Consider the following 20,504-nt stretch of genomic DNA (forward strand, 5'->3'; position numbering starts at 1 on the left):
TTTTTGTCAGCCAAACAGTGTTATGGACTTCAATCGGCAATCACCATCGCCGAAACAGAGTGTTCTTTAAATAGGCGTTCTGCCAAGGCTTCGGCTTCTTTTTGTTTCATGCGTTTACTGCGCACCACGCGCACAAAGTTACCGTCGGCGCGTTGGCGTGTGACTACGGTGGATGGTACACCGAATAAAGATACCCGTCCCGCTTGGGCATCTGCCAACATCGGGTCGGCAAATGCACCCGATTGAATCACAAAACTGCCTTGATTTTCATAATCATTTTCTACCACAGTCGTTTGACCTGCAGCGCACACAATGGTAGAACACATTGCCAACAACAAAGCATATACGGATTTTTTCATGTTTTTCTCCTGAAAATAAAGGATTTCGGATGCCCGTTGGCAGGTGCAAGCAAACGCTGTTCCAGCATCTCACTCCGTCCAAGGGGCGGGGATTCCGACACTGTGCCCAATCAATCCGCACGGTTTCAATATTTTGGCAATCTGTTGATTTTATGCCAAATCATTTGATGTCGGATTTCACTGTCTATTATAGCGGTAATGTGATGAAATACAGGCTTTGGTAGGAAAATTTACCTTTTTTACCTGATTTAACCGTTAAATGTTGTGCAATGGCAACAAAAAACGCCCGAAAGATTATCGGGCGTTGCTTTTTATGGAAATGGAAACGGATTTAAGCGGCGTTTAATTCTTTCGCCAGATACAGCCATGTTTCAATCACGGTATCGGGATTGAGCGACACGGTTTCAATGCCTTCTTCCACCAGCCATTTGGCAAAATCGGGGTGGTCAGACGGACCTTGACCGCAAATTCCCACGTATTTATTGTGTTTGCGGCAGGCGGAAATCGCCAAATGCAACATCACTTTAACCGCAGGATTGCGCTCGTCAAAGCTGGAAGCGATTGAACCGCCGCTGTCGCGGTCCACGCCCAAAGTCAGCTGGGTCATATCGTTAGAACCGATGGAGAAGCCGTCAAAATATTTCAGGAATTGCTCTGCCAACAGCGCATTGCTGGGCAGTTCGCACATCATAATCAGACGCAAACCGTTTTTGCCGCGTTCCAAGCCGTTTTCTTTCAAGGCTTTAACTACGCCTTCGGCTTCTGCCAAAGTACGGACAAAGGGAATCATAATTTCCACATTGGTCAAGCCCATTTCATCGCGCACATATTTCAGCGCACGGCATTCCAGCGCAAAGGCTTCTTTAAAGTCTTCAGACACATAACGCGCTGCGCCACGGAAGCCCAACATCGGGTTTTCTTCGTGTGGTTCGTACACGCTGCCGCCGACCAAGCCAGCGTATTCATTGGATTTGAAATCCGACATCCGTACAATCACTTTTTTCGGATACACGGAAGCCGCCAAAGTAGACACGCCTTCGGCGATTTTGTCCACATAAAAATCAACAGGCGATGCGTAACCAGCGATGCGGTCGGAAATTTCCGCTTTCAAATCATCGTCCAAGCGGTCAAATTCAATCAGGGCTTTGGGGTGGATGCCGATTTGACGGTTGATGATAAATTCCATCCGCGCCAAACCGATGCCTTCATTGGGAATATTGGCAAACGAGAACGCCAGTTCGGGATTGCCCACGTTCATCATGATTTTAACGGGCGCTTTGGGCATATTGTCCAAAGCGACATCATGCACTTGTACGTCCAACAAGCCGTTGTAAATCAAACCCGTATCGCCTTCGGCGCAGGAAACGGTAACTTCTTGTCCGTCTTTCAGCACTTCGGAAGCGTTGCCGCAACCCACCACGGCGGGAATGCCCAATTCGCGGGCGATAATGGCGGCGTGGCAGGTACGTCCGCCACGGTTGGTCACAATCGCGGCAGCGCGTTTCATTACGGGTTCCCAATCGGGGTCGGTCATATCGGTAACCAAAACGTCGCCTGCCTGAACGCTGTCCATTTCCGAAGCGTCTTTAACCAAACGCACTTTGCCCTGTCCGACTTTTTGACCGATGGCACGACCTTCCGCCAAAACGCTGCGTTCGCCGTTTAATTCGTAGCGGCGCAGACTGCTGCCTTTTTCTTCTTGCGATTTAACGGTTTCGGGACGTGCTTGCAAAATATACAGCTTGCCGTCCACACCGTCACGACCCCATTCAATGTCCATCGGACGACCGTAATGTTCTTCAATAATCAGCGCGTATTTCGCCAATTCGGTGATTTCTTCATTGGAAATGGAGAATTTTTTGCGGTCTGCTTCAGGAACATCAACGGTACGCACCGATTTACCCGCTTGCGCTTCTTCACTGAACACCATTTTAATCAGTTTAGAACCCAAGTTTTTACGCAAAACAGCGGGTTTGCCTGCTTTCAGTGTGGGCTTGTGTACATAAAATTCGTCGGGATTGACCGCGCCTTGTACCACGGTTTCGCCCAAGCCGTAAGACGAAGTGACAAAAACCACGTCTTCAAAACCGCTTTCGGTATCAATCGAGAACATCACGCCTGCTGCGCCGCTGTCGGAACGCACCATGCGCTGTACGCCTGCGGACAAGGCAACCACATCGTGTTCAAAACCTTTATGCACGCGGTAAGAAATGGCACGGTCGTTGTACAGCGAAGCAAACACATGGTGCATGGCTTCTTTAACGTTTTCCAAGCCGTTGATGTTCAGGAAAGTTTCTTGTTGTCCTGCAAACGAGGCATCGGGCAGGTCTTCCGCAGTGGCAGAAGAGCGCACCGCCACGGAAATCTCGCTGCTGCCCGCATCGGCGACCATTTTTTCCCACGCGGTTTCGATTTCGCGGTTAAGCTGTTCGGGGAAAGGCGTGTCCAAAATCCATTGGCGGATTTCTTTGCCCACCCGTGCCAGCTCTGCCACGTCGTCCACATTTAAGGCGGCAAGGGCGGCGGAAATGCGTTCGTTCAGCCCTTCGTGCGCCAAAAAGGCGCGGTAGGCATCGGCGGTAGTGGCGAAACCACCGGGAACACGTACCCCTTTTTCGGTGAGGTTGCTAATCATTTCGCCCAGCGAAGCGTTTTTGCCGCCCACGCGCTCGACATCGCTCATGCGCAGGTTTTCAAACCAAACCACGTAGTTTTCGGTCATTTGTTGGCGTCCTTAGGGTTATGTAAAGAAACGGTTAAAACGGCGCATATTTTAATGTTTGTTGCGTGGCGTGTCATGTTTTTTTACAGCGCGGCGCCAGGGCAGCGGCTGGAAAATCGGCACTTATGCTGTGTAGCCGAATGAAATCAAAACGTTTCCGCCCGATTAAAAAATGTTATGTTTTGTTAAAAAAGGTGGCGTGGCAGGGGTGCACGTTGGGAAAAACATCAGAGTGCAGACGTGTTTGTAATAACGGGTAATTTGATAAATATGGCTTTAGGGGTTTGAAACCCCGATGTTCATGGCGGTAAAATCCGCTTTTATGGGATAACGCTTGAATATTGTCCCATGTGCTGCAATATCGTGCCAAAAAATTGGTTTGAAAGGATAAACATGAACCATACCCTAGTAATACAACATTCTGATTTATCAGAAATAAAATTTCCAAATACCGCTGCGCGTTTCGGACAGGCATTAGCAGGCAAATGTGTGCGTATCCCCTTGGGCGAAAACGCTGTTTTAGATGAGCATATTCGCGCCGAGTTGGACGCTGCGCCCGTAGATTATGCCGTTTTGCCCGAACGGACGTTTGACAGCTTTGGTTTGCTGGCAAGCGATATGGACAGCACCTTAATCACCATTGAATGTATTGACGAAATTGCCCAATTTGCGGGTTTGAAAACGCAAATTGCCGAAATTACTGAACGCGCCATGCAGGGAGGAATGGATTTTGCCCAATCGCTGCATCAGCGCGTGGCATTGCTGGAAGGCGTGCCGGAAAGTGCTTTGGAACACGTTTATCAAAATGTGCTGCGTTTGAGCGCGGGCGCGGAAACTTTAATTCAAGCATGCCGGCGCCACGGTGTGAAAACGCTGCTGGTGTCGGGTGGGTTTACCTATTTTACCGACAGACTGAAGCAAAAATTAGGCTTGGACTATGCCTATGCCAATGAATTGGAAATTAAGAATGGTTATTTAACAGGGCGCGTGCTGGGGCGCGTGGTGGATGCTGAAGCCAAGGCGCAATTATTGGCGCAACACCGTGAACAATTGGGTTTGTCGTCCGAACAAACATTAGCAGTGGGCGACGGGGCAAACGATATTCCGATGTTCCGCGCCGCTACATTCGGTATTGCCTACCGCGCCAAAGCCGCTGCACAACAGGCTGCGGATTTGCGTATTAATCATAATGGCTTGGATGCGGTACGGGGTTGGTTTGCTTGATTCAGCTCTTCGCCCACATATCTAAAAAACGTATCAACGATTCTTTTTGTTCTTGAGTGGCATTCTGCCAATGCGCCAGTAAACGCGGATACAGCAGGTCTGTATCCGTGTGGTGCGAATCGGTATAAGCATCTTGTAAAAACCACAGTAAAGGCGTGTTCAGCATTTGTGCAATCGCAATCAGATGGGCGAGGTTAATTTTATTGTCGCCCCGTTCGTAGCGCGAAAGTTGTTGTTGGGAAATACCTATTTTTTCGGATAATTTATCTGCACTGAAGCCTTGTTCTTTGCGTTTGCTTTGAATGCGCTTGCCGATTACCTTATCCAATTCTGAAACAGCCAGTTGAGCCACCATCTGCCTTTCCATCTTACCAATACACGTCTATTGAATCATTATGGAAATTCCGCATTGACAAAAGTTCATTTACTGAATAAAATTTGGAAAATTCACTCTTTTATTAACTAAAAAGGAAATAAACGATGTCCGGATACAATCATGTTTGTGAAGACTGCGGTCATGAGTGGGAAGCCTACCATGATAACGACAGACAGGCAGATGCTGCACGTTGCCCCAAGTGCGGAAGTGGCGATACGCAGGCTTACCGTCAGAAATAGGGGGTGAGTATGGGTTTGTGGAAAGTAGCGACTTCATTTATTGACCTTGTAAAAGTATTGGCAAATAATTACGAGGACAATGAGGGTAAGCAGGTAAACCCGCAGCAGCGCAGAAAAGAAGCGTATGAGAAATGGAAGGCGGAGATGCTTGAAACCCGTGCTGAATTGGAAGTCGTATATGCCAAAAAACAGGCAGAGTATAGGGCGAAATATGAGCAGCATCTTGCTTCGCTTGATGATGGGGAATTGGCACAAATGGCGAACGACAGCAGCAATAAACTGCGTCAGGAAGTGGCGCGGGATATGCTGAAACGCCGCCGTTCAATGTTTTGATTGCATTATCTTAAATTTAAACAACCGCTTGTGGATTGATTCTCAAGCGGTTATCTGTTTGTATGGCAAACAAAGCTTGAAACGCTGCTATAGGTAGCGTTATGATATGGACAGGTAGGCGCAAGCCTTTTTTATCAGAACAAAGGAAATGAAATGGATCATCAGGATAAACAAACGATTCGCCCCGATTGGGCATGGCTAATGCGCGATACAAATGCGCTGCTGGCGTTTGGTTTTGGGGCGGGGTTGTCGCCCAAAGCACCTGGAACATTCGGTTCGCTGTTGGGGCTGTTGTTGGCGGGACTGCTATTGGGCTGTGGGGTAAGCCATACGGGTTTGTTTTTATTGTCGGCTGTGCTGTTTGTGTGGGGCATCGGACTGTGTACACGCGCGGGTACGGCATTGGGCGAACCTGACCATTCGGGCATTGTGTGGGACGAAATGGTGGCGATGATGGCGGTTTTTGCTTTGATTCCGCAGGGATTTTTTTGGTGGGTAACGGGTTTTGCGCTGTTTCGCCTGTTTGATATTGTGAAACCTGCGCCTGTAAATTGGGTGGAACGGCGTTATGGTGGCGGTTTGGGCGTGATGGCAGACGATGCGGCGGCGGCGCTGTATGCGGTGCTGGTGGTGTGGGTGTTGAACTGGATTTTGTAAATATTGGTTTAAAATAGATAAAACGGCTGATGTCCTTGCGGATTCAGCCGTTTTTTGTTACGCGGATAAAGGGTTTATTGTGGGGCAGATTCGGCGGTTGCGCCGATGACGCCTTCCCATTTGTCGCCGTGTCCGCTTTCATTTACGGCAACACCTGTTAAAACGCTGCCGTTTTTGCCATAAAAACCGCCGTTAAACGTGCCGTTGTACACGGTTTTTTCTTTGGTGCCGTTTTCATCGTAAAACAAATAGCCGCTGACTGAACCGTTCTCGCCCACAGGTACGCGCTCGCTGCGGACTTTGCCGTTTTGGTATTTTTGGATTTGGTCGTTTAAATACCAGCGGTTGGCAGCGTAGCGGTCGGAAATCAATTCCATAGACAGGGTTTTGTCGCTGCCGTGGTAGGTGGCATCTACGGTAGCGGTTTGATTTTCAATTAGGTTTCCGCCATCGGTATAGCGGAAGTGCATGGTGCCGTTGTAGCGGACATCGCCTTGTGCGCTGGGACGGGCGGCTTGGCTAGAGTCGGCGTGTTGCAGGTAGTAACTATTTAATTTGGTTTGTTTTTCGCCGTAGTCGTTAGTCGTTACCTGATTGACGTTGGCGTGGGCGATATAGCCCACCAGTTTTTTATCGGCATCGCGCAGGGTTTGGATAAAGGGTTGTCCGACAAATTGGTCATCGGTTTTCAGTAACGCCAGTTGCAGGGATTGTCCGTTTTCGGGCAAAACCAGTTTGAGGGTGTCGGTGGCGGTTAATCCGCCACGGCTGCCATACAGTGCCAAACGGTTAAAGGTGTCGCGGTCATTTTGCGGGGTATTGGGTACGGGGGTGGTGGCGGGTGGGTTAGATGTATTTTCAGTAGATGAAACAGGTGGTTGTTGTGGTTTGTTGTCTGTGCCGTTTGCTTGTGGCGGATTTTGTGGGGCGCTTGGGGCTTGGGTTTTGGGGGCAGTTTGCGGGGTGTTGGCGGAACTGTTGGCTTGGGGACGGTGGTCGGAACTGCCGCCGCCGCCACAGGCGCTAATGGTCAGTAAAGCGGTCAGCATCATGGCTGCGGTACGGGTGGTTTGGGTCATTTTCAGATACCTCTTATTGAATTTATGATAAAGAAATGCGGCGGCAAAGTATTGCATTGGCATTGTCTGCCGCAAAACATCGTATAATCCCATTTTTTGCGTGATTATTCCAGCCATGAGCCGCCGTTTTACCCAACCCGACAAATCTTTAACCCAACCTGAACGAACTTTGTTGCTTGCTGTGATGTTGGGCGACGAACAGACGGGCAGCCGCGACAGTCGCGAGCGCGATTTTGCCGCTGCCACTGCCGAAGCCGAAGAATTGGTACGCGCCGCAGGGGGCGATTTAATCGGTGTGGAAACTGCCAAACGCGACCGCGCCCATGCGGCTTTGTTGGTGGGAACGGGCAAAGCTGAAGAATTGGCGGCGCGTGTGGCGGCGGAACACATTGAATTGGTGGTGGTGAATCGGGAATTGTCGCCCACGCAGGAACGCAATTTGGAAAAAGTGCTGCAATGCCGTGTGTTGGACAGGGTGGGCTTGATTTTGGCGATTTTTGCGCAACGGGCGCACAGTCAAGAAGGCAAATTACAGGTGGAACTGGCGCAGTTGTCGCATTTGGCGGGGCGTTTGGTGCGCGGTTACGGGCATTTGCAAAGTCAAAAAGGGGGCATCGGTTTGAAAGGTCCGGGCGAAACACAGTTGGAAACCGACCGCCGTTTAATTCAAACGCGCATCAGCAAGCTGCGCCGCCGTTTGGCAGACGTGAAAAAACAACGCGCCGTGCGCCGCCAAGCCCGCTTGTCGGGAAAAGTGAAAACCTTTGCGCTGGTGGGCTACACCAATGCGGGTAAATCCACCTTGTTTAACCGCTTAAGCAAAGCCGATGTGTTGGCAAAAGACCAATTATTCGCCACGCTTGACCCCACCGCACGGCGTTTGTATCTCGCCCCCGACACCTATATTGTGTTAAGCGATACCGTGGGTTTTGTACGCGATTTACCGCACCGTCTCGTGTCGGCATTCGCCGCCACCTTGGAAGAAACCGCCTTGGCAGACGTGCTGCTGCATATTGTTGATGCTTCCCACCCCGAACACGAACGCCAAATTGAAGACGTAAACACCGTATTGGCGGAAATTGGCGCAGATAAAGTACCGCAATTGCTGGTGTTTAACAAAACCGATTTATTGCCCGAAACCGAACAACAAAACGGCATTCAGCGCAATGCACAGGGCGAAAGCGTAGCGGTGCGCCTGTCTGCCGTTAGCGGCGCAGGTTTGGACGCCTTGCGCCAAGCCCTGCTGGAACGGGCGTGATGCGCGGGGTGGCAAACTCTGTTACCATGCCGCCTGTTTTCCATACATCAAGAGAAACACCATGACCATTAAAAGCATGACGGGATTTGCCCACACCTCGGGCGAATTTGCAGGCAAGCGCGTTGATTTGGAATTACGCGCCGTGAATCACCGTTTTTTAGACGTACAATTCAAAATGCCTGAAGATTTGCGCTATTTGGAAGGCGTGATGCGCGAACACATCGCCAAACAAGTGGTGCGCGGCAAAATAGAATGCCGTATCCAACTCGCTTCTGTAGCAGAACACGGCGGACATTTGCACATCAATCATGATTTGGTGCGCGAATTGGCGGAACTCAACCACAAATGGCGTAAAAAACACGAAGATTTAGGCAAACTCACCGTTGCCGAAATATTAAAATTTCCGGGCGTGATTATCAGTGCCGAAAAAGATGGCGAAGCCTTGGCAACAGGCGTGCAAAACCTGTTGGATAAAGCCTTGGCGGATTTTGTCGCCACCCGTCAGCGCGAAGGTGTCAAACTGCAACAGCATTTGTTGGAACGCTTGGAACTGATGGACGACATCATCACTGCCTTGGAATCGCTGTTCCCCGGTTTGCTGCGTACCCACATGAACCGTGTGCGCGCGCGTTTGGCGGAAGCGGTAGCAGGCGTGGATGAAGACCGTTTAAAACAGGAATTTGCCCTGTTTATGCAAAAAGCAGATGTAGATGAAGAGTTTAGCCGTTTGCGTACCCATATTGCCGAAGTGCGCCGCATTGTTACCGAGCACAAGGGCAGCGCGGGCAAGCGTTTGGATTTTTTAATGCAGGAACTCAACCGCGAAGCCAATACCTTGGGCAGTAAGGCGATTGCCAGCGAATGTACGCAGGTGTCGGTAGAATTAAAAGTATTGATTGAACAGATGCGTGAGCAGGTGCAAAATATTGAGTAAGCAATAACAAACGGGAAGCGGTTTCGGCTTCCCGTTTGTTTGGCTGCTTACAGCAGATTGTGTTCGTTGGCGAGCATTTCGGCAAGGGTTTCGCGGCGGCGGATGAGTTTGGCATTGCCTGTGTCGTCCACCAGCACTTCGGCGGCGCGGGGACGGCTGTTGTAATTGCTTGCCATGGATGCGGCATACGCGCCCGCGCTGCGTACCGCCAACAAATCGCCTGCTTGTGCGCCGATTAAACGGTTTTGCGCGAGAAAATCGCCTGTTTCGCATATAGGACCAACAATATCTGCGACACGGGCTTCACGCTCGGGGGCGCTGATGTTGTCAATCTGATGATATGCGCCATAAAGTGCGGGGCGCAATAGGTCGTTCATGGCGGCATCGGTGATGACAAAATCTTTGCCGTCGCCGTGTTTGACGTATTCCACGCGGGTGAGCAGCACGCCCGCATTGCCCACCAAGCTGCGCCCCGGTTCCAAAATCAATTGCAAAGAATAGGGCGCAAGCAAGCGGCGCACTTCGGCGGCGTAAGCGGCAATGTCGGGGGTGTTTTCGTTGTGGTACACAATGCCGATTCCGCCACCTAAATCAATGTGTTGTAGTGTAATGCCTTGTGATTTTAAACGTTCCACCAAGGGCAACAGCCGTTCACAGGCTTCCACCAGCGGCGATAAATCAATCAGTTGCGAACCGATGTGGCAGTCAATACCGATAATGTTGAGATGGGGCAGGGTGGCGGCGTATTGGTAGGCGGCTTCTGCCTGTGCCATCGGGATACCGAATTTGTTTTCTTTTAAACCTGTGGAAATATAAGGATGGGTTTGCGCGTCCACATCGGGGTTAATCCGCAGCGATACAGGGGCGCGACAGCCTGTTTCGGCAGCGACGGCGTTGATGCGGTCTAACTCGGGCAGGCTTTCCACATTAAAGCATTTGATTTGATGCGATAATGCGAAACGGATTTCATCGCTGCTTTTGCCTACGCCCGAAAATACGGTTTTGGCGGGGTCGCCACCCGCTGTCAACACCCGCGCCAACTCGCCGCCCGACACAATATCAAAACCGCAGCCACGCTGGGCAAAATGGCGCAAAATGCTTAAATTGCTGTTGGCTTTAACGGCATAGCAAATTAAGGTGGGTTCGGGAAAGGCTTGGGTGTAGCGGTCTAGCGCGTTATCCAATGCGGATTGGTCGTAAACATACAGGGGCGTGCCGAATTGTTCGGCGAGAGCGTTTAGGTTCATGGTGCTTCCTTGGCAGGGGGTGGGGGCGAAAGGTCGGTTTGAATCACGCCGAAGCGGTTTTTGTCGTCTGGTTTGGGCAGATACAGGTCGCCTTTATAACCGCATGCGCCCAATAGCAATGCGGTACAGGCGATAAATAAGCTACTTTTTTTATAAAAAACAATTGGGTGCATAAAATAGTTAGGTTGGGAAAACAATAGGCGGATTATAAAGCGGTTTGGGTGCTTTTGCACGGGCTGTTAGGTGTTGTATTTTTACTCTAACGAATCAAGGGCAAAGGCTGTAAAGCGAACCATTTACCCGATTTTGCCGTCAAATTCCGATAATTTGCTGGACTTTTGCCCTTGTTTTCGCCAAAATCGCTTTAATTGTGATTGTCTGAATACGCCGTTTGGCGCATACTGTATTTTTATTTTTGCGGCAGAACTTTGGCTGGATCAAGCCTGCTGCCGCTGCTTTGCATTTGATAAAGGAACTGTGTTCATGGATTTGCGAAAACTGAAAAAACTGATTGATTTGGTAGAAGAATCAGGGATTGCTGAAATTGAAGTAACCGAAGGCGAAGAAAAGGTACGCATTACGCGCACTGTGGCTGCGCCTGCCGCGCCCGCGCATACGGTTTATGCCGCTGCGCCCGCGCCCGTTCAGGCAGCCGCGCCTGCCGCTGCACCTGTGGCGGCTGCTTCTGCGCCCGCCGCGCCCGCCGCGCCTGCTGCGCGTGATTTGTCTGCCGCGCAAAAATCGCCGATGGTCGGCACGTTTTACCGTGCGCCCAGCCCGTCTTCGCCCGCGTTTGTGGAAGTGGGACAAACCGTTAAGGCTGGCGACACGCTGTGCATTATTGAAGCGATGAAGCTGATGAATGAAATTGAGGCGGAAACGTCGGGCGTGGTCAAAGAAATTCTGGTGGAAAACGGTACGCCCGTGGAATACGGCGAGCCTTTGTTTATTATTGAATAAACAGTTTGGGCGGTTGTGTGGGCGCAGCTGCCCCAATCCGTAAGCTATTCCAATTAAAGGGTAGAAAACATGGCGATACAAAACCCCGATGTCCGCCTAGATGATTGGCTGGCTGAAATGTATGAAGATGATTACTTTCCCGATTTTTTGGTGGATAAATGCAAAGCGGTTTTTGTAAACGTTTGCGAACGCATTGAAAGCGAACAGCCCGACAGCTTGGATGCTTTATATGCGATTACCCACGCAGCCACCGAGCAAATTAATGATTTGCAAGATGAGTTTGATGAAAACGACAGCGAAATTGAAACGGCTGCCCGCGATTGTTTGGGCATGACCATGTATTATGTGGCACAAGCATACGGTTTTGATGATGCCGATTGTGAAGAATTGATTGCGCCGCGTGATTGGTAAGTGTTCAAACGGCAGTCAATCAATAGGAAAAACATGATGACGTATTTGGATAACATGAAACGCTTTAAACAAGAAGTGGCAGGCACGGATAATCTGCCCCGCGACTTGGAAGTGCTGGCTTGGGCAACGATTACCGATGCAGGAACGCCGTTTGACGAATTGGGTTTGTTTGCCATTTTGCCTGATGAAAAAGACGAATTGTTGGATGAATTGGTTTTTGGTCATGATTATTTGAGTGAAGACGAACGGGCAGACCCTGATATTCAAGCGAATATTGCTGCCGTTGAACAAGTTGCGCACATGATTACTTTTGTTGCCAGAGACGACGACGGCAATCTTTACGGCTATTGGCACGGCAAATCCAACCGTCCGCTTGAAGACGCGCCCATCGTGCAATACGACACGGAAGGGCAGTTTGACATCATGCCCGGTGCATCGCTGACCGAAGCATTTGCCGCATGGTATTGTTATGATAATGATGAGTGGTTTGATGAAATCAAACAAGGTTTTGCTGAATTGGACGTGGATTTTATCTGCGACAGTTGGCAAGCTGTTTACGATAGCGCGGAAGAGTGGGCGGACGACCCTGCAGAGCTGCATAATGAAATGTATGACGCCGAACGGGCGAAAAAAGGCTTGCCGCCGCTTAAATAACGCTTTCAGGTAGCCTGAAAAATATAAATAAATATTGGAAGTCAATATGTTAAAAAAAGTCCTTATTGCCAACCGTGGCGAAATCGCCCTGCGCGTGCTGCGTGCTTGCCGCGAAATGGGCATTGCCACCGTTGCCGTGCATTCCGAAGCGGATAAAGACAGCCTGCATGTGAAGCTGGCAGACGAATCCGTCTGCATCGGACCTGCGCCGTCGCCGCAAAGTTATCTGTATATTCCCGCGCTGATTGCCGCCGCCGAAGTAACGGGCGCAGACGCGATTCACCCCGGTTACGGCTTTTTGGCGGAGAACGCCAGCTTTGCCGAACAGGTGGAACAGTCGGGCTTTACCTTTATCGGTCCGCGTGCCGACACCATCCGTTTGATGGGCGACAAGGTTTCCGCCAAAAAAGCCATGATTGAAGCGGGCGTACCGTGCGTGCCGGGTTCAGACGGCGCATTGCCCGACAACCCCGATGAAATCCTGAAAATTGCCGATAAAGTCGGTTTTCCCGTGATTATCAAGGCTTCAGGTGGCGGCGGCGGACGCGGTATGCGTGTGGTGGAAAAGAAAGCCGATTTGCTTAAAGCCGTGGAAATGACCAAAGCCGAAGCCGAAGCCGCATTTGGTAACCCTATGGTTTATATGGAACGTTTTTTGCAAAAACCGCGCCATATTGAAATTCAGGTGTTGGCAGACGAACACGGCAACGCCATTTATCTGGGCGAGCGCGATTGTTCCATGCAGCGCCGTCACCAAAAAATCATTGAAGAAGCCCCCGCGCCCTTTATTACCGAAGAAGAACGCCGCCGCATCGGCGAATCCTGCGCCGCTGCCTGCCGCCGTATCCGCTACCGTGGCGCAGGCACGTTTGAATTTTTGTATGAAGACGGCGAGTTTTTCTTTATTGAGATGAACACGCGCGTACAGGTGGAACATCCGATTACCGAGCTGGTAACGGGCGTGGACATTGTGCAGGAACAACTGCGCGTGGCGGCGGGTATGCCCTTGTCGTATCGTCAGGAAGACATTGTTTTACAAGGTCATGCGTTTGAATGTCGCATCAATGCCGAAGACCCGTATAACTTTATTCCCAGCCCCGGTACGATTGAATCCTGCCATTTACCGGGGGGATTCGGTGTGCGCGTGGACAGCCATATTTATCAGGGCTACCGCATTCCGCCGAACTACGACAGCTTAATCGGCAAAATCTGCGTACACGGGCAAGACCGCGCCCAAGCCGTTGCCAAAATGCGCGTTGCCATGGACGAATTGGCGATTACGGGCATTAAAACCAATGCCGCGTTGCACCGCGATTTGTTCCGCGACCCCGATTTTGTCCACGGCGGCGTAAGCATTCATTATTTGGAGCATTGGCTGGAAGAACGCAAAGCACGGTTAGCGAAATAAATAATGGTTTAAATTAAACGGGTTGCCTGAATGGTTTTCAGACAACCCGTTTTGTATCAACAGCAGAAAAATTACACCTTCTCTTTTACCCAATCTGCCGTTTGCACCAGCACTTGCGGTACATTCTCGGCATCCGTGCCGCCCGCCTGCGCCAAATCGGGGCGACCGCCGCCTTTACCGCCCAGATGTTCCGCTGCCCATTTCACCAAATCGCCTGCTTTTACCTGCGCGGTTAAGGGCTTGGACACGCCCGCACACAGCGACACTTTGCCGCCGTTTACCGCCGCCAGCAACACCACCGCTTTATCGGATTGTCCCGTTAAATCGGTAACGATTTCGCGCAATGCGCCCGCATCGGCATCAATTTGCGCCGCCACCAGCAAAGCACCGCCGATTGCCTGCGCCTGTGCCAACAGTTTTGCGCCTGCGTGTTTTGCCAGTTCGCCTTTGGCGGCGGCAAGCGATTTTTCCAACTGCTTGGTTTGCGCGGCGTTGGCTTGGATTTTCGCCAACACGTCTTTTTCGGTTTGCGCTTTCACTTCGGCAATAATGTGTTTTAACAGGGCTTCCTGTTGTTGAACGCGTGCCAACGCTGCTGCGCCGCACACGGCTTCCACACGGCGCACGCCTGCGGCAATGCCGCCTTCGCCGATGATTTTAAACAGCCCGATTTCGCCCGTCCGCGCCACGTGTGTACCGCCGCACAATTCGGTTGAGTAGTCGTCCATTTTGACCACGCGCACCAAATCGCCGTATTTTTCGCCAAACAACATCATCGCGCCTGTTTTTTGCGCTTCTTCCAAAGACATGGTTTCCACGCGCACAGGCACGTTTGCCATAATCGCGGTATTGACGCGGCGTTCCACTTCGGCGATTTCGTCCGCCGTAATGGGCGCATGATGGGAAATATCAAAACGGGTCAGTTCGGCGTTTTGCAGCGAACCTTTTTGTTCAACGTGTGTGCCGAGTACGTCGCGCAGGGCTTGGTGCATCAGGTGGGTTACGCTGTGGTTGCGGGTGATGGCATCACGCAGGTCATTGTTTACATTGGCGGTCAGGGTTTGACCTGTTTTCAGGCTGCCTGAAACCACGCGACCTAAATGTCCGTGTACGGTGGCTTTGATTTTTTGGGTGTCTGCCACTTCAAACGTGCCGCTGTCGGCGTTTAAGCTGCCCACATCGCCCACTTGTCCGCCGCTTTCGGCGTAAAACGGGGTTTTGTCCAGAATCACAATGCCGTTTTCGCCTTCGTGCAGTTCCGCCACTTCTGCGCCGTTGCGGTACAGTGCCAAGACGGTGGCTTCGCCCGTGCGTTGGCTGTAGCCTGTAAATTCGGTGTCTGCGCTGTGGTAGGCGATTTGCGAAGTATCGGCTTTGAAGTTTTGTGCGGCGCGTGCGCGTGCGCGTTGGGCTTCCATTTCGCGTTCAAAGCCTTCTGCGTCCAATTCAATGCCCAATTCGCGTGCCATATCGGCGGTTAAGTCGTAGGGGAAGCCGTAGGTGTCGTAGAGTTTGAACACGTGTTCGCCCGACAAAATCATTTTGCTGTTGGCGATATTGTCGTTCAAATAGGCTTCCAATGCACTGACAAAGGCTTGTTCAGACGGGGAAACTTGTTTGGTTTCCACCACGTCGTGCAGGGAAACGGTAATGGTTTCGTTTAAGCGGTCGGCGGCACGGGGGCGGATAACGATTTGTTTGTCGCCGCCGTTAAAACGTGCCGATGCGCTAAATTCGGTGTTGTCGGCGGTTTTTAACAGCAGGGGTTCGCCCACGCCGTCTTCAGGCAGCAGCGATTCCAGTTTCAGGAATTTCATGCCGTTTAAGACTTGGTTAAACAAGCCCATGCCTTTTTCTAAGGTTTCGCCAAAACGGATTTCTTCGCCGCGCAGGGCTTCCATAATTTGGGTTTGTTTTTCTTTTAATTCGGGGTAGGCATCGCCCATTTCTTTAGCCAAATCGGGAACGAGTTTGTAGAAAAAGGCTTGTTTTTGTCCGAGTTTGTAACCGTGGCGCACGGCGCGGCGGATAATGCGGCGCAATACATAGCCGCGCCCTTCGTTAGAAGGTAACACGCCGTCGGCAATCAAAAAGGCGCAGGCGCGGATGTGGTCGGCAATCACTTTCAGACTGGGCACGTCTTCGCTGAACGGAACATTGGTTTCGCGGGCAGCGGCTTTGAGCAGGTTTTTAAACAAATCAATCTGATAATTGCTGTTTACATGTTGCATGACGGCTGCCATGCGTTCCAAACCCATGCCCGTATCCACGCTGGGTTTGGGCAGGGGGTTCATATTGCCCTGTTCGTCGCGGTTGTACTGCATAAATACGCAGTTCCAAATCTCGATAAAACGGTCGCCGTCTTCTTCGGCACTGCCCGGAACGCCGCCCCAAATGTGTTCGCCGTGGTCGTAAAAGATTTCAGAGCAAGGACCGCAAGGACCGGTATCGCCCATCTGCCAGAAGTTGTCGGAGGCATAACGTGCGCCTTTGTTATCGCCGATGCGGATGATTTTGTTTTCAGGCAGCCCGATTTGGTCGCGCCAAATGGCATAGGCTTCTTCGTCTTCGGCATAGACGGTGGCAAGCAGTTTTTCTTTGGGCAGGTTCAGCCATTGTGGGGAAGTGAGAAATTCCCATGCGAACTTAATGGCATCTTGTTTGAAGTAGTCGCCAAAGGAAAAATTGCCCATCATTTCAAAAAAGGTGTGGTGGCGGGCGGTGTAGCCGACGTTTTCCAAGTCGTTGTGCTTGCCGCCTGCGCGGACGCATTTTTGTGCGGTGGTGGCGCGGCTGTAGGGGCGTTGGTCAAAACCGAGAAAAACGTCTTTAAATTGGTTCATGCCTGCGTTGGCAAACAGCAGGGTGGGGTCGTCGTGGGGAACGAGTGAGGACGAGGCGACAATCTGGTGTCCTTTGGATTCAAAAAATTTGAGGAATTTTTGGCGCAGTTCGGAAGTGTTCATGGTATTCCTTAAGTGGCAGCGCGGGCGTGCCGAATAAACAATCAAAAAACTTTTCCCTGCCGTTTGAGGCGGCGAAAAGGGCAGCTTATCATAGCACAGCCGCTGTTTTTCAGGTATATTTGCGCGTCTTACACACAATGAAAAGGAAAAAAACCATGTTTCAAAAACCCGAAGAAGTGATTATGGCGGTTTTGGCAGCGGCTTGGGTGGTATTGACTTATTTTTTGGCGGGCTGGTCGGGGGCAACGGCAAAATATGTTTTGCTGATTACCGGTTTGACTGCGGGCTGGGCGGTGCTGGCGTTTTGGCTGTGGCGTACGGGTTGGGCGGATAAGCTGTGGCCGCTGCTGTTGGGCGGATTGGTGGCGTGCTGGTGGCCGTGGTTGGACGGTTTTGCGCTGCGCCATGTGGCGGCGGCATCGGCATCGGGCGACGTGCTGGTGGTGGGTAAGCCGTGGTATGCGTCTTGGCTGTTTAAAATGATTTTGGCGTTGTTGCCTGTGGTGGGCGGTTATGCCTACAAATGGCGTAAAGGTCAGAAACCGAAGTTTTAATGGAAAAAACCCGCTGTTCTCAAATTGGGGAACAGCGGGTTTTTTTATGGGCGTGGTTTATACGATTTCGGCTTTGGTAATTACCACGGGTTCAACGGGTACGTCGTCGTGATAGCCGTGGTGTTTGGTGGCAACGGCTTCAATGGCATCCACCACATCAAACCCGTCTACCACTTCGCCAAACACGGCATAGCCCCAACCGGTCAGGCTCGGCTCGGTGTGGTTCAAAAAGGTGTTGTCTTTGGTGTTGATAAAAAACTGGGCAGACGCGCTGTGCGGGGCTTGGGTACGCGCCATGGCAATGGTGTATTTGTCGTTGCTCAAGCCGTTTTTTGCTTCGTTTTCAATGGGCGGACGGGTGGGTTTTTCGTTCATGTCGCTGTCCATGCCGCCGCCTTGAATCATAAAGTTTTTAATCACGCGGTGAAAAATCACGCCGTCGTAATGCCCGTCTTTAACGTATTGTTCAAAATTGGCGGCGGTAATCGGGGCTTTTTCGTGGTTCAGTTCCAAGCTGATTACGCCGAAATTGGTATGCAGTTTAATCATGGTTTAATCCTTAAATCAGGTGGTTAAAGTGGTTTAACTTATTTTGCGCCTATGCTTTGGCGGTAAAGGGGCATCACTTTGGGCAGTTCGTTTTGCAGGTTTCTGATGCGTTCGTTGTTGGTGGGGTGGGTGGATAAAATTTTGGTAAATACGTCGTTGTTATTGCTTAAACGGTTCATTTTTTGCCATACGGTAACGGCGGCTTCGGGGTTGTAGCCCGCTTGTGCCATCAGGCGCATACCGCCGATATCGGCTTCGCGCTCGGCATCGCGGCTGAAGGGTTTGTCCAAGCCCAAATTCACCGCCAAACCCAAGCCTGTGTCAATCAGGTTGCCGTCCACGCCTGTGGTGGCCTGTAAAATACCGCTGCCGATTTGCGCTGCCAAGCCAATGCCGAAATTGCGGTTGGATTCTTTTTTGGTGTGTTCCAACAGGGCATGGGTCATTTCATGCCCGACAATGGCGGCGATTTCGTCGTCGTTGAGCTTAAGTTTTTCGACAATGCCTGTGTAAACCGCCATTTTACCGCCCGGCATCGCCCATGCGTTCAGTTCGTTGTCGCGGAATACGGTCATTTCCCATTGAAAGGGGTGTCCGGTGCGGTTGGCAGCATCGGCATGGGGAACAAGACGGCGGAACACGGTGTGTACGCGCTTGGCGGTGACAGATTGGGTGTCAACTTGCCCTTTTTTGGCGGCGGCAGCCACCATGCCGCGGTATTCGTTGGCGGATTCGGCGTTCAGTCCCGCGCTGTCGGTAACGGCGCAGGCGCTTAATGAAAGCATCAGGGCGGTAAACAGGGCAGCGCGTTTCATTTTGGCTTTTCCTTTTCTTTTTTAAAGTGATTTTTAAATGTAAATAAAGGGAAATCAGGGCGGGGCAAAACAAGTCCCGCAAACGGCTTGCCACTATATCATAAAATGCCGCTGCCAACCGAAAAACCACACCTGAAACCGCTTTGCGCGGGGCTGCGGTTACAAATCGGGGTAAAGCTGTTACCATAACCGCCGCCGCAGAAGCGATTGCTGCGGCATGGACAACCAAAAAGGAATCCCCTGATGAAAACCCGTTTTACCCTTGCCGCAGGCGCAGCGTGTTTGAGTGCGTGTGCTGCGGTTTCCGCGCCCCAGCCTACTGCTTTGCACGGCGATTGGCAGGTGCTGCGTTTGGCGGGTGCGCCCGCATCGGCGCAAACCCGTTTGTCGTTTGACCACGAAGCCCATTTTTCCGCCACCGCAGGCTGCAACACCATTTTTGGCAGCTATCGTGTGGACAACAACCGTTTAACCTTACCGCCTGCCGCTTCCACTTTAAAAGCCTGTGATGAAGCCCTGATGGCGCAGGAAAGCCGTTTGCACACCGTATTGGCAAACATCAACGGCGCGGTTTTTCACATTGAGCAAAACCGCCTGCGCATTCTCGACAAACGCGCCCGCCCTGTGCTGGAAGCGCAACGCCTGAACGGAGACACACCGTGAGCCAACGCCCGAATTTTACCCAACGCAAAAACAATGTCTTGCCCATACACCGCCGCAGCGTGCCTGCCACAGGCGTAGCCACTGCTGAAGTACCGCAGCAGCCATCGTCTGACCCCATTGCCGCCAAGCCTAGCAAATTGCGCGTTCCCGCCCGCCAAGACCTGCAAAACGCCAATGTGTTGGTGGTGGGTGATGTGATGCTGGACCGCTATTGGTTTGGGGAAGTGTCGCGCATTTCCCCCGAAGCACCTGTTCCCGTTGCCAAAATCGACAAAACCGACCACCGTGCGGGTGGGGCTGCCAACGTTGCCCGCAATATCGCCGCCTTGGGCGGAAAAGCCGCGCTGTTGGCAGTGGTGGGCGAAGACGAAGCCGCCGACATTTTGGAAAAACTGATGGAAAAAAGCGATGTGCAAAGCCATTTGCACCGCAGCAGTGCCATCGCCACCACCCTGAAAATGCGCGTATTGGCACGCAACCAACAATTGATACGGCTGGATTTTGAAAATACCCCCGACCCCGACAGCCTCAACCGCGTTTACCAGCAATATCTCGCCCTGATGCCCCAATACGACGTGGTGATTCTGTCCGATTACGGCAAAGGCGTATTGACCCACATTGCCGCCATGATTCAAGCCGCGCGTGCAGCAGGCAAACCCGTTTTGATTGACCCCAAAGGCAGCGACTACCGCAAATACTGCGGTGCCAGCCTGCTCACGCCTAATCGCAACGAACTGAAAGAAATCATCGGTACATGGCACAGCGAAGACGAACTCGCCCAAAAAGCCCACACCCTGCGCCGTCAGCTGGATTTAGATGCATTACTGCTGACCCGCAGCGAAGAAGGCATGAGTTTGTATCGCGAAGAGCAAACCGACCACCAGCCCACCCGCGCCCAAGAAGTGTTTGACGTATCGGGTGCAGGCGACACCGTGATTGCCGCCATGGGTTTGAGTTTGGCAGCAGGTTGTACTTTGCCCGAAGCCATGCACATCGCCAACGCCGCCGCTGGTGTGGTGGTAGCAAAACTGGGAACTGCCGTGTGCAGTTTGGACGAATTGCACGCCGCCCTGTCGCGCGAAACCGCCTAAAAAAG

At 51.6% G+C, this 20,504-nt stretch carries 22 protein-coding genes; 13 read left to right on the top strand and 9 right to left on the bottom strand.

The features are described 5' to 3' along the window. Positions 1-29: 29 nt before the first annotated feature. Positions 30-359, bottom strand: coding sequence for an SPOR domain-containing protein (locus tag H3L98_RS05685; RefSeq protein ID WP_027021146.1), 330 nt, complete (start codon positions 357-359; stop codon positions 30-32). Positions 360-690: 331 nt separating this feature from the next. Next, on the bottom strand, positions 691-3,081 hold the full coding sequence (ppsA, locus tag H3L98_RS05690; RefSeq protein ID WP_027021147.1) for a phosphoenolpyruvate synthase: 2,391 nt from the start codon (positions 3,079-3,081) through the stop codon (positions 691-693). A 393-nt stretch (positions 3,082-3,474) separates the two neighbouring features. Here ppsA and serB point away from each other — a divergent pair, with 393 nt between their 5' ends. Beyond that, positions 3,475-4,305 carry a phosphoserine phosphatase SerB gene (gene serB, locus H3L98_RS05695; RefSeq protein WP_027021148.1) on the top strand — a complete coding sequence of 277 codons (831 nt, stop codon included), beginning with the start codon at positions 3,475-3,477 and terminating at the stop codon, positions 4,303-4,305. A gap of 1 nt (position 4,306) precedes the next feature. Here serB and H3L98_RS05700 read toward each other — a convergent pair whose 3' ends face one another. Then, positions 4,307-4,660 (bottom strand): helix-turn-helix domain-containing protein, encoded by a 354-nt coding sequence (locus H3L98_RS05700; RefSeq protein ID WP_156932184.1) that lies wholly within the window; start codon positions 4,658-4,660, stop codon positions 4,307-4,309. Positions 4,661-4,785: 125 nt separating this feature from the next. Here H3L98_RS05700 and H3L98_RS05705 point away from each other — a divergent pair, with 125 nt between their 5' ends. The 3 genes from H3L98_RS05705 to H3L98_RS05715 all read left to right on the top strand — a co-directional run bounded on the left by H3L98_RS05705 (position 4,786) and on the right by H3L98_RS05715 (position 5,910). Further along, positions 4,786-4,920: an FmdB family zinc ribbon protein gene (locus tag H3L98_RS05705; RefSeq protein WP_156932186.1), complete on the top strand. Its 135-nt coding sequence runs from the start codon at positions 4,786-4,788 to the stop codon at positions 4,918-4,920. 9 nt (positions 4,921-4,929) lie between these two features. Continuing rightward, on the top strand, positions 4,930-5,253 hold the full coding sequence (locus H3L98_RS05710; protein WP_027021150.1) for a hypothetical protein: 324 nt from the start codon (positions 4,930-4,932) through the stop codon (positions 5,251-5,253). Between the two features lie 153 nt (positions 5,254-5,406). Continuing rightward, positions 5,407-5,910 (top strand): phosphatidylglycerophosphatase A family protein, encoded by a 504-nt coding sequence (locus H3L98_RS05715; protein ID WP_027021151.1) that lies wholly within the window; start codon positions 5,407-5,409, stop codon positions 5,908-5,910. Positions 5,911-5,984: 74 nt separating this feature from the next. On the opposite strand, the gene H3L98_RS05720 is transcribed toward H3L98_RS05715, so the two are convergent. Further along, the gene (locus H3L98_RS05720) at positions 5,985-6,989 is read right to left on the bottom strand and encodes a transferrin-binding protein-like solute binding protein (RefSeq protein WP_027021152.1); all 1,005 of its coding nucleotides are present in this window, start codon (positions 6,987-6,989) and stop codon (positions 5,985-5,987) included. A 115-nt stretch (positions 6,990-7,104) separates the two neighbouring features. Here H3L98_RS05720 and hflX point away from each other — a divergent pair, with 115 nt between their 5' ends. Continuing rightward, positions 7,105-8,247 carry a GTPase HflX gene (gene hflX, locus H3L98_RS05725; protein WP_027021153.1) on the top strand — a complete coding sequence of 381 codons (1,143 nt, stop codon included), beginning with the start codon at positions 7,105-7,107 and terminating at the stop codon, positions 8,245-8,247. A 61-nt stretch (positions 8,248-8,308) separates the two neighbouring features. Continuing rightward, entirely contained in the window at positions 8,309-9,181 is an 873-nt protein-coding gene (locus tag H3L98_RS05730) for a YicC/YloC family endoribonuclease (protein ID WP_027021154.1), read from the top strand. A 47-nt stretch (positions 9,182-9,228) separates the two neighbouring features. Here H3L98_RS05730 and lysA read toward each other — a convergent pair whose 3' ends face one another. After that, positions 9,229-10,428, bottom strand: a complete 1,200-nt coding sequence (gene lysA / locus H3L98_RS05735) for a diaminopimelate decarboxylase (protein WP_027021155.1) — start codon at positions 10,426-10,428, stop codon at positions 9,229-9,231. Beyond that, positions 10,425-10,601, bottom strand: a complete 177-nt coding sequence (gene lptM / locus H3L98_RS05740) for an LPS translocon maturation chaperone LptM (protein WP_084481827.1) — start codon at positions 10,599-10,601, stop codon at positions 10,425-10,427. Before lptM ends, lysA begins: the two co-directional genes overlap by 4 nt. A 310-nt stretch (positions 10,602-10,911) precedes the next feature. Here lptM and accB point away from each other — a divergent pair, with 310 nt between their 5' ends. The 4 genes from accB to accC all read left to right on the top strand — a co-directional run bounded on the left by accB (position 10,912) and on the right by accC (position 13,861). Then, the gene (accB, locus tag H3L98_RS05745) at positions 10,912-11,388 is read left to right on the top strand and encodes an acetyl-CoA carboxylase biotin carboxyl carrier protein (RefSeq protein WP_027021156.1); all 477 of its coding nucleotides are present in this window, start codon (positions 10,912-10,914) and stop codon (positions 11,386-11,388) included. A gap of 69 nt (positions 11,389-11,457) precedes the next feature. Beyond that, positions 11,458-11,799: a DUF5713 family protein gene (locus H3L98_RS05750; RefSeq protein ID WP_027021157.1), complete on the top strand. Its 342-nt coding sequence runs from the start codon at positions 11,458-11,460 to the stop codon at positions 11,797-11,799. A 33-nt stretch (positions 11,800-11,832) separates the two neighbouring features. Next, entirely contained in the window at positions 11,833-12,453 is a 621-nt protein-coding gene (locus tag H3L98_RS05755) for a hypothetical protein (RefSeq protein ID WP_156932190.1), read from the top strand. A 46-nt stretch (positions 12,454-12,499) separates the two neighbouring features. Continuing rightward, the gene (gene accC / locus H3L98_RS05760; protein WP_027021159.1) at positions 12,500-13,861 is read left to right on the top strand and encodes an acetyl-CoA carboxylase biotin carboxylase subunit; all 1,362 of its coding nucleotides are present in this window, start codon (positions 12,500-12,502) and stop codon (positions 13,859-13,861) included. Positions 13,862-13,932: 71 nt separating this feature from the next. Here the strand turns inward: accC and alaS are convergent, their stop codons facing one another. Beyond that, positions 13,933-16,827, bottom strand: coding sequence for an alanine--tRNA ligase (alaS, locus tag H3L98_RS05765; RefSeq protein WP_027021160.1), 2,895 nt, complete (start codon positions 16,825-16,827; stop codon positions 13,933-13,935). 155 nt (positions 16,828-16,982) lie between these two features. Between alaS and H3L98_RS05770 the strand changes: the two genes are divergently transcribed. Further along, positions 16,983-17,381, top strand: coding sequence for a hypothetical protein (locus tag H3L98_RS05770; protein WP_027021161.1), 399 nt, complete (start codon positions 16,983-16,985; stop codon positions 17,379-17,381). A 57-nt stretch (positions 17,382-17,438) separates the two neighbouring features. Here H3L98_RS05770 and H3L98_RS05775 read toward each other — a convergent pair whose 3' ends face one another. Both H3L98_RS05775 and H3L98_RS05780 read right to left on the bottom strand, forming a co-directional pair. Further along, positions 17,439-17,930 carry a peptidylprolyl isomerase gene (locus tag H3L98_RS05775; protein ID WP_027021162.1) on the bottom strand — a complete coding sequence of 164 codons (492 nt, stop codon included), beginning with the start codon at positions 17,928-17,930 and terminating at the stop codon, positions 17,439-17,441. Between the two features lie 38 nt (positions 17,931-17,968). Beyond that, the gene (locus tag H3L98_RS05780) at positions 17,969-18,745 is read right to left on the bottom strand and encodes a M48 family metallopeptidase (protein WP_027021163.1); all 777 of its coding nucleotides are present in this window, start codon (positions 18,743-18,745) and stop codon (positions 17,969-17,971) included. Between the two features lie 243 nt (positions 18,746-18,988). Between H3L98_RS05780 and H3L98_RS05785 the strand changes: the two genes are divergently transcribed. Both H3L98_RS05785 and rfaE1 read left to right on the top strand, forming a co-directional pair. After that, positions 18,989-19,408, top strand: a complete 420-nt coding sequence (locus tag H3L98_RS05785) for an META domain-containing protein (RefSeq protein WP_034332972.1) — start codon at positions 18,989-18,991, stop codon at positions 19,406-19,408. Positions 19,409-19,545: 137 nt separating this feature from the next. Then, complete coding sequence (gene rfaE1 / locus H3L98_RS05790; protein ID WP_276512652.1) at positions 19,546-20,499, top strand: D-glycero-beta-D-manno-heptose-7-phosphate kinase; 954 nt, start codon at positions 19,546-19,548, stop codon at positions 20,497-20,499. Positions 20,500-20,504: the final 5 nt, after the last annotated feature.

The sequence above is a fragment of the Conchiformibius steedae genome (genome assembly GCF_014054725.1).
Lineage (GTDB): Bacteria > Pseudomonadota > Gammaproteobacteria > Burkholderiales > Neisseriaceae > Conchiformibius > Conchiformibius steedae.

Coding starts and splice junctions, on each gene's coding strand:
- H3L98_RS05685 (WP_027021146.1), bottom strand. CDS start 359: ATGAAAAAATCCGTATATGCTTTGTTGTTGGCAATGTGTTCTACCATT.
- ppsA (WP_027021147.1), bottom strand. CDS start 3,081: ATGACCGAAAACTACGTGGTTTGGTTTGAAAACCTGCGCATGAGCGAT.
- serB (WP_027021148.1), top strand. CDS start 3,475: ATGAACCATACCCTAGTAATACAACATTCTGATTTATCAGAAATAAAA.
- H3L98_RS05700 (WP_156932184.1), bottom strand. CDS start 4,660: ATGGTGGCTCAACTGGCTGTTTCAGAATTGGATAAGGTAATCGGCAAG.
- H3L98_RS05705 (WP_156932186.1), top strand. CDS start 4,786: ATGTCCGGATACAATCATGTTTGTGAAGACTGCGGTCATGAGTGGGAA.
- H3L98_RS05710 (WP_027021150.1), top strand. CDS start 4,930: ATGGGTTTGTGGAAAGTAGCGACTTCATTTATTGACCTTGTAAAAGTA.
- H3L98_RS05715 (WP_027021151.1), top strand. CDS start 5,407: ATGGATCATCAGGATAAACAAACGATTCGCCCCGATTGGGCATGGCTA.
- H3L98_RS05720 (WP_027021152.1), bottom strand. CDS start 6,989: ATGACCCAAACCACCCGTACCGCAGCCATGATGCTGACCGCTTTACTG.
- hflX (WP_027021153.1), top strand. CDS start 7,105: ATGAGCCGCCGTTTTACCCAACCCGACAAATCTTTAACCCAACCTGAA.
- H3L98_RS05730 (WP_027021154.1), top strand. CDS start 8,309: ATGACCATTAAAAGCATGACGGGATTTGCCCACACCTCGGGCGAATTT.
- lysA (WP_027021155.1), bottom strand. CDS start 10,428: ATGAACCTAAACGCTCTCGCCGAACAATTCGGCACGCCCCTGTATGTT.
- lptM (WP_084481827.1), bottom strand. CDS start 10,601: ATGCACCCAATTGTTTTTTATAAAAAAAGTAGCTTATTTATCGCCTGT.
- accB (WP_027021156.1), top strand. CDS start 10,912: ATGGATTTGCGAAAACTGAAAAAACTGATTGATTTGGTAGAAGAATCA.
- H3L98_RS05750 (WP_027021157.1), top strand. CDS start 11,458: ATGGCGATACAAAACCCCGATGTCCGCCTAGATGATTGGCTGGCTGAA.
- H3L98_RS05755 (WP_156932190.1), top strand. CDS start 11,833: ATGATGACGTATTTGGATAACATGAAACGCTTTAAACAAGAAGTGGCA.
- accC (WP_027021159.1), top strand. CDS start 12,500: ATGTTAAAAAAAGTCCTTATTGCCAACCGTGGCGAAATCGCCCTGCGC.
- alaS (WP_027021160.1), bottom strand. CDS start 16,827: ATGAACACTTCCGAACTGCGCCAAAAATTCCTCAAATTTTTTGAATCC.
- H3L98_RS05770 (WP_027021161.1), top strand. CDS start 16,983: ATGTTTCAAAAACCCGAAGAAGTGATTATGGCGGTTTTGGCAGCGGCT.
- H3L98_RS05775 (WP_027021162.1), bottom strand. CDS start 17,930: ATGATTAAACTGCATACCAATTTCGGCGTAATCAGCTTGGAACTGAAC.
- H3L98_RS05780 (WP_027021163.1), bottom strand. CDS start 18,745: ATGAAACGCGCTGCCCTGTTTACCGCCCTGATGCTTTCATTAAGCGCC.
- H3L98_RS05785 (WP_034332972.1), top strand. CDS start 18,989: ATGAAAACCCGTTTTACCCTTGCCGCAGGCGCAGCGTGTTTGAGTGCG.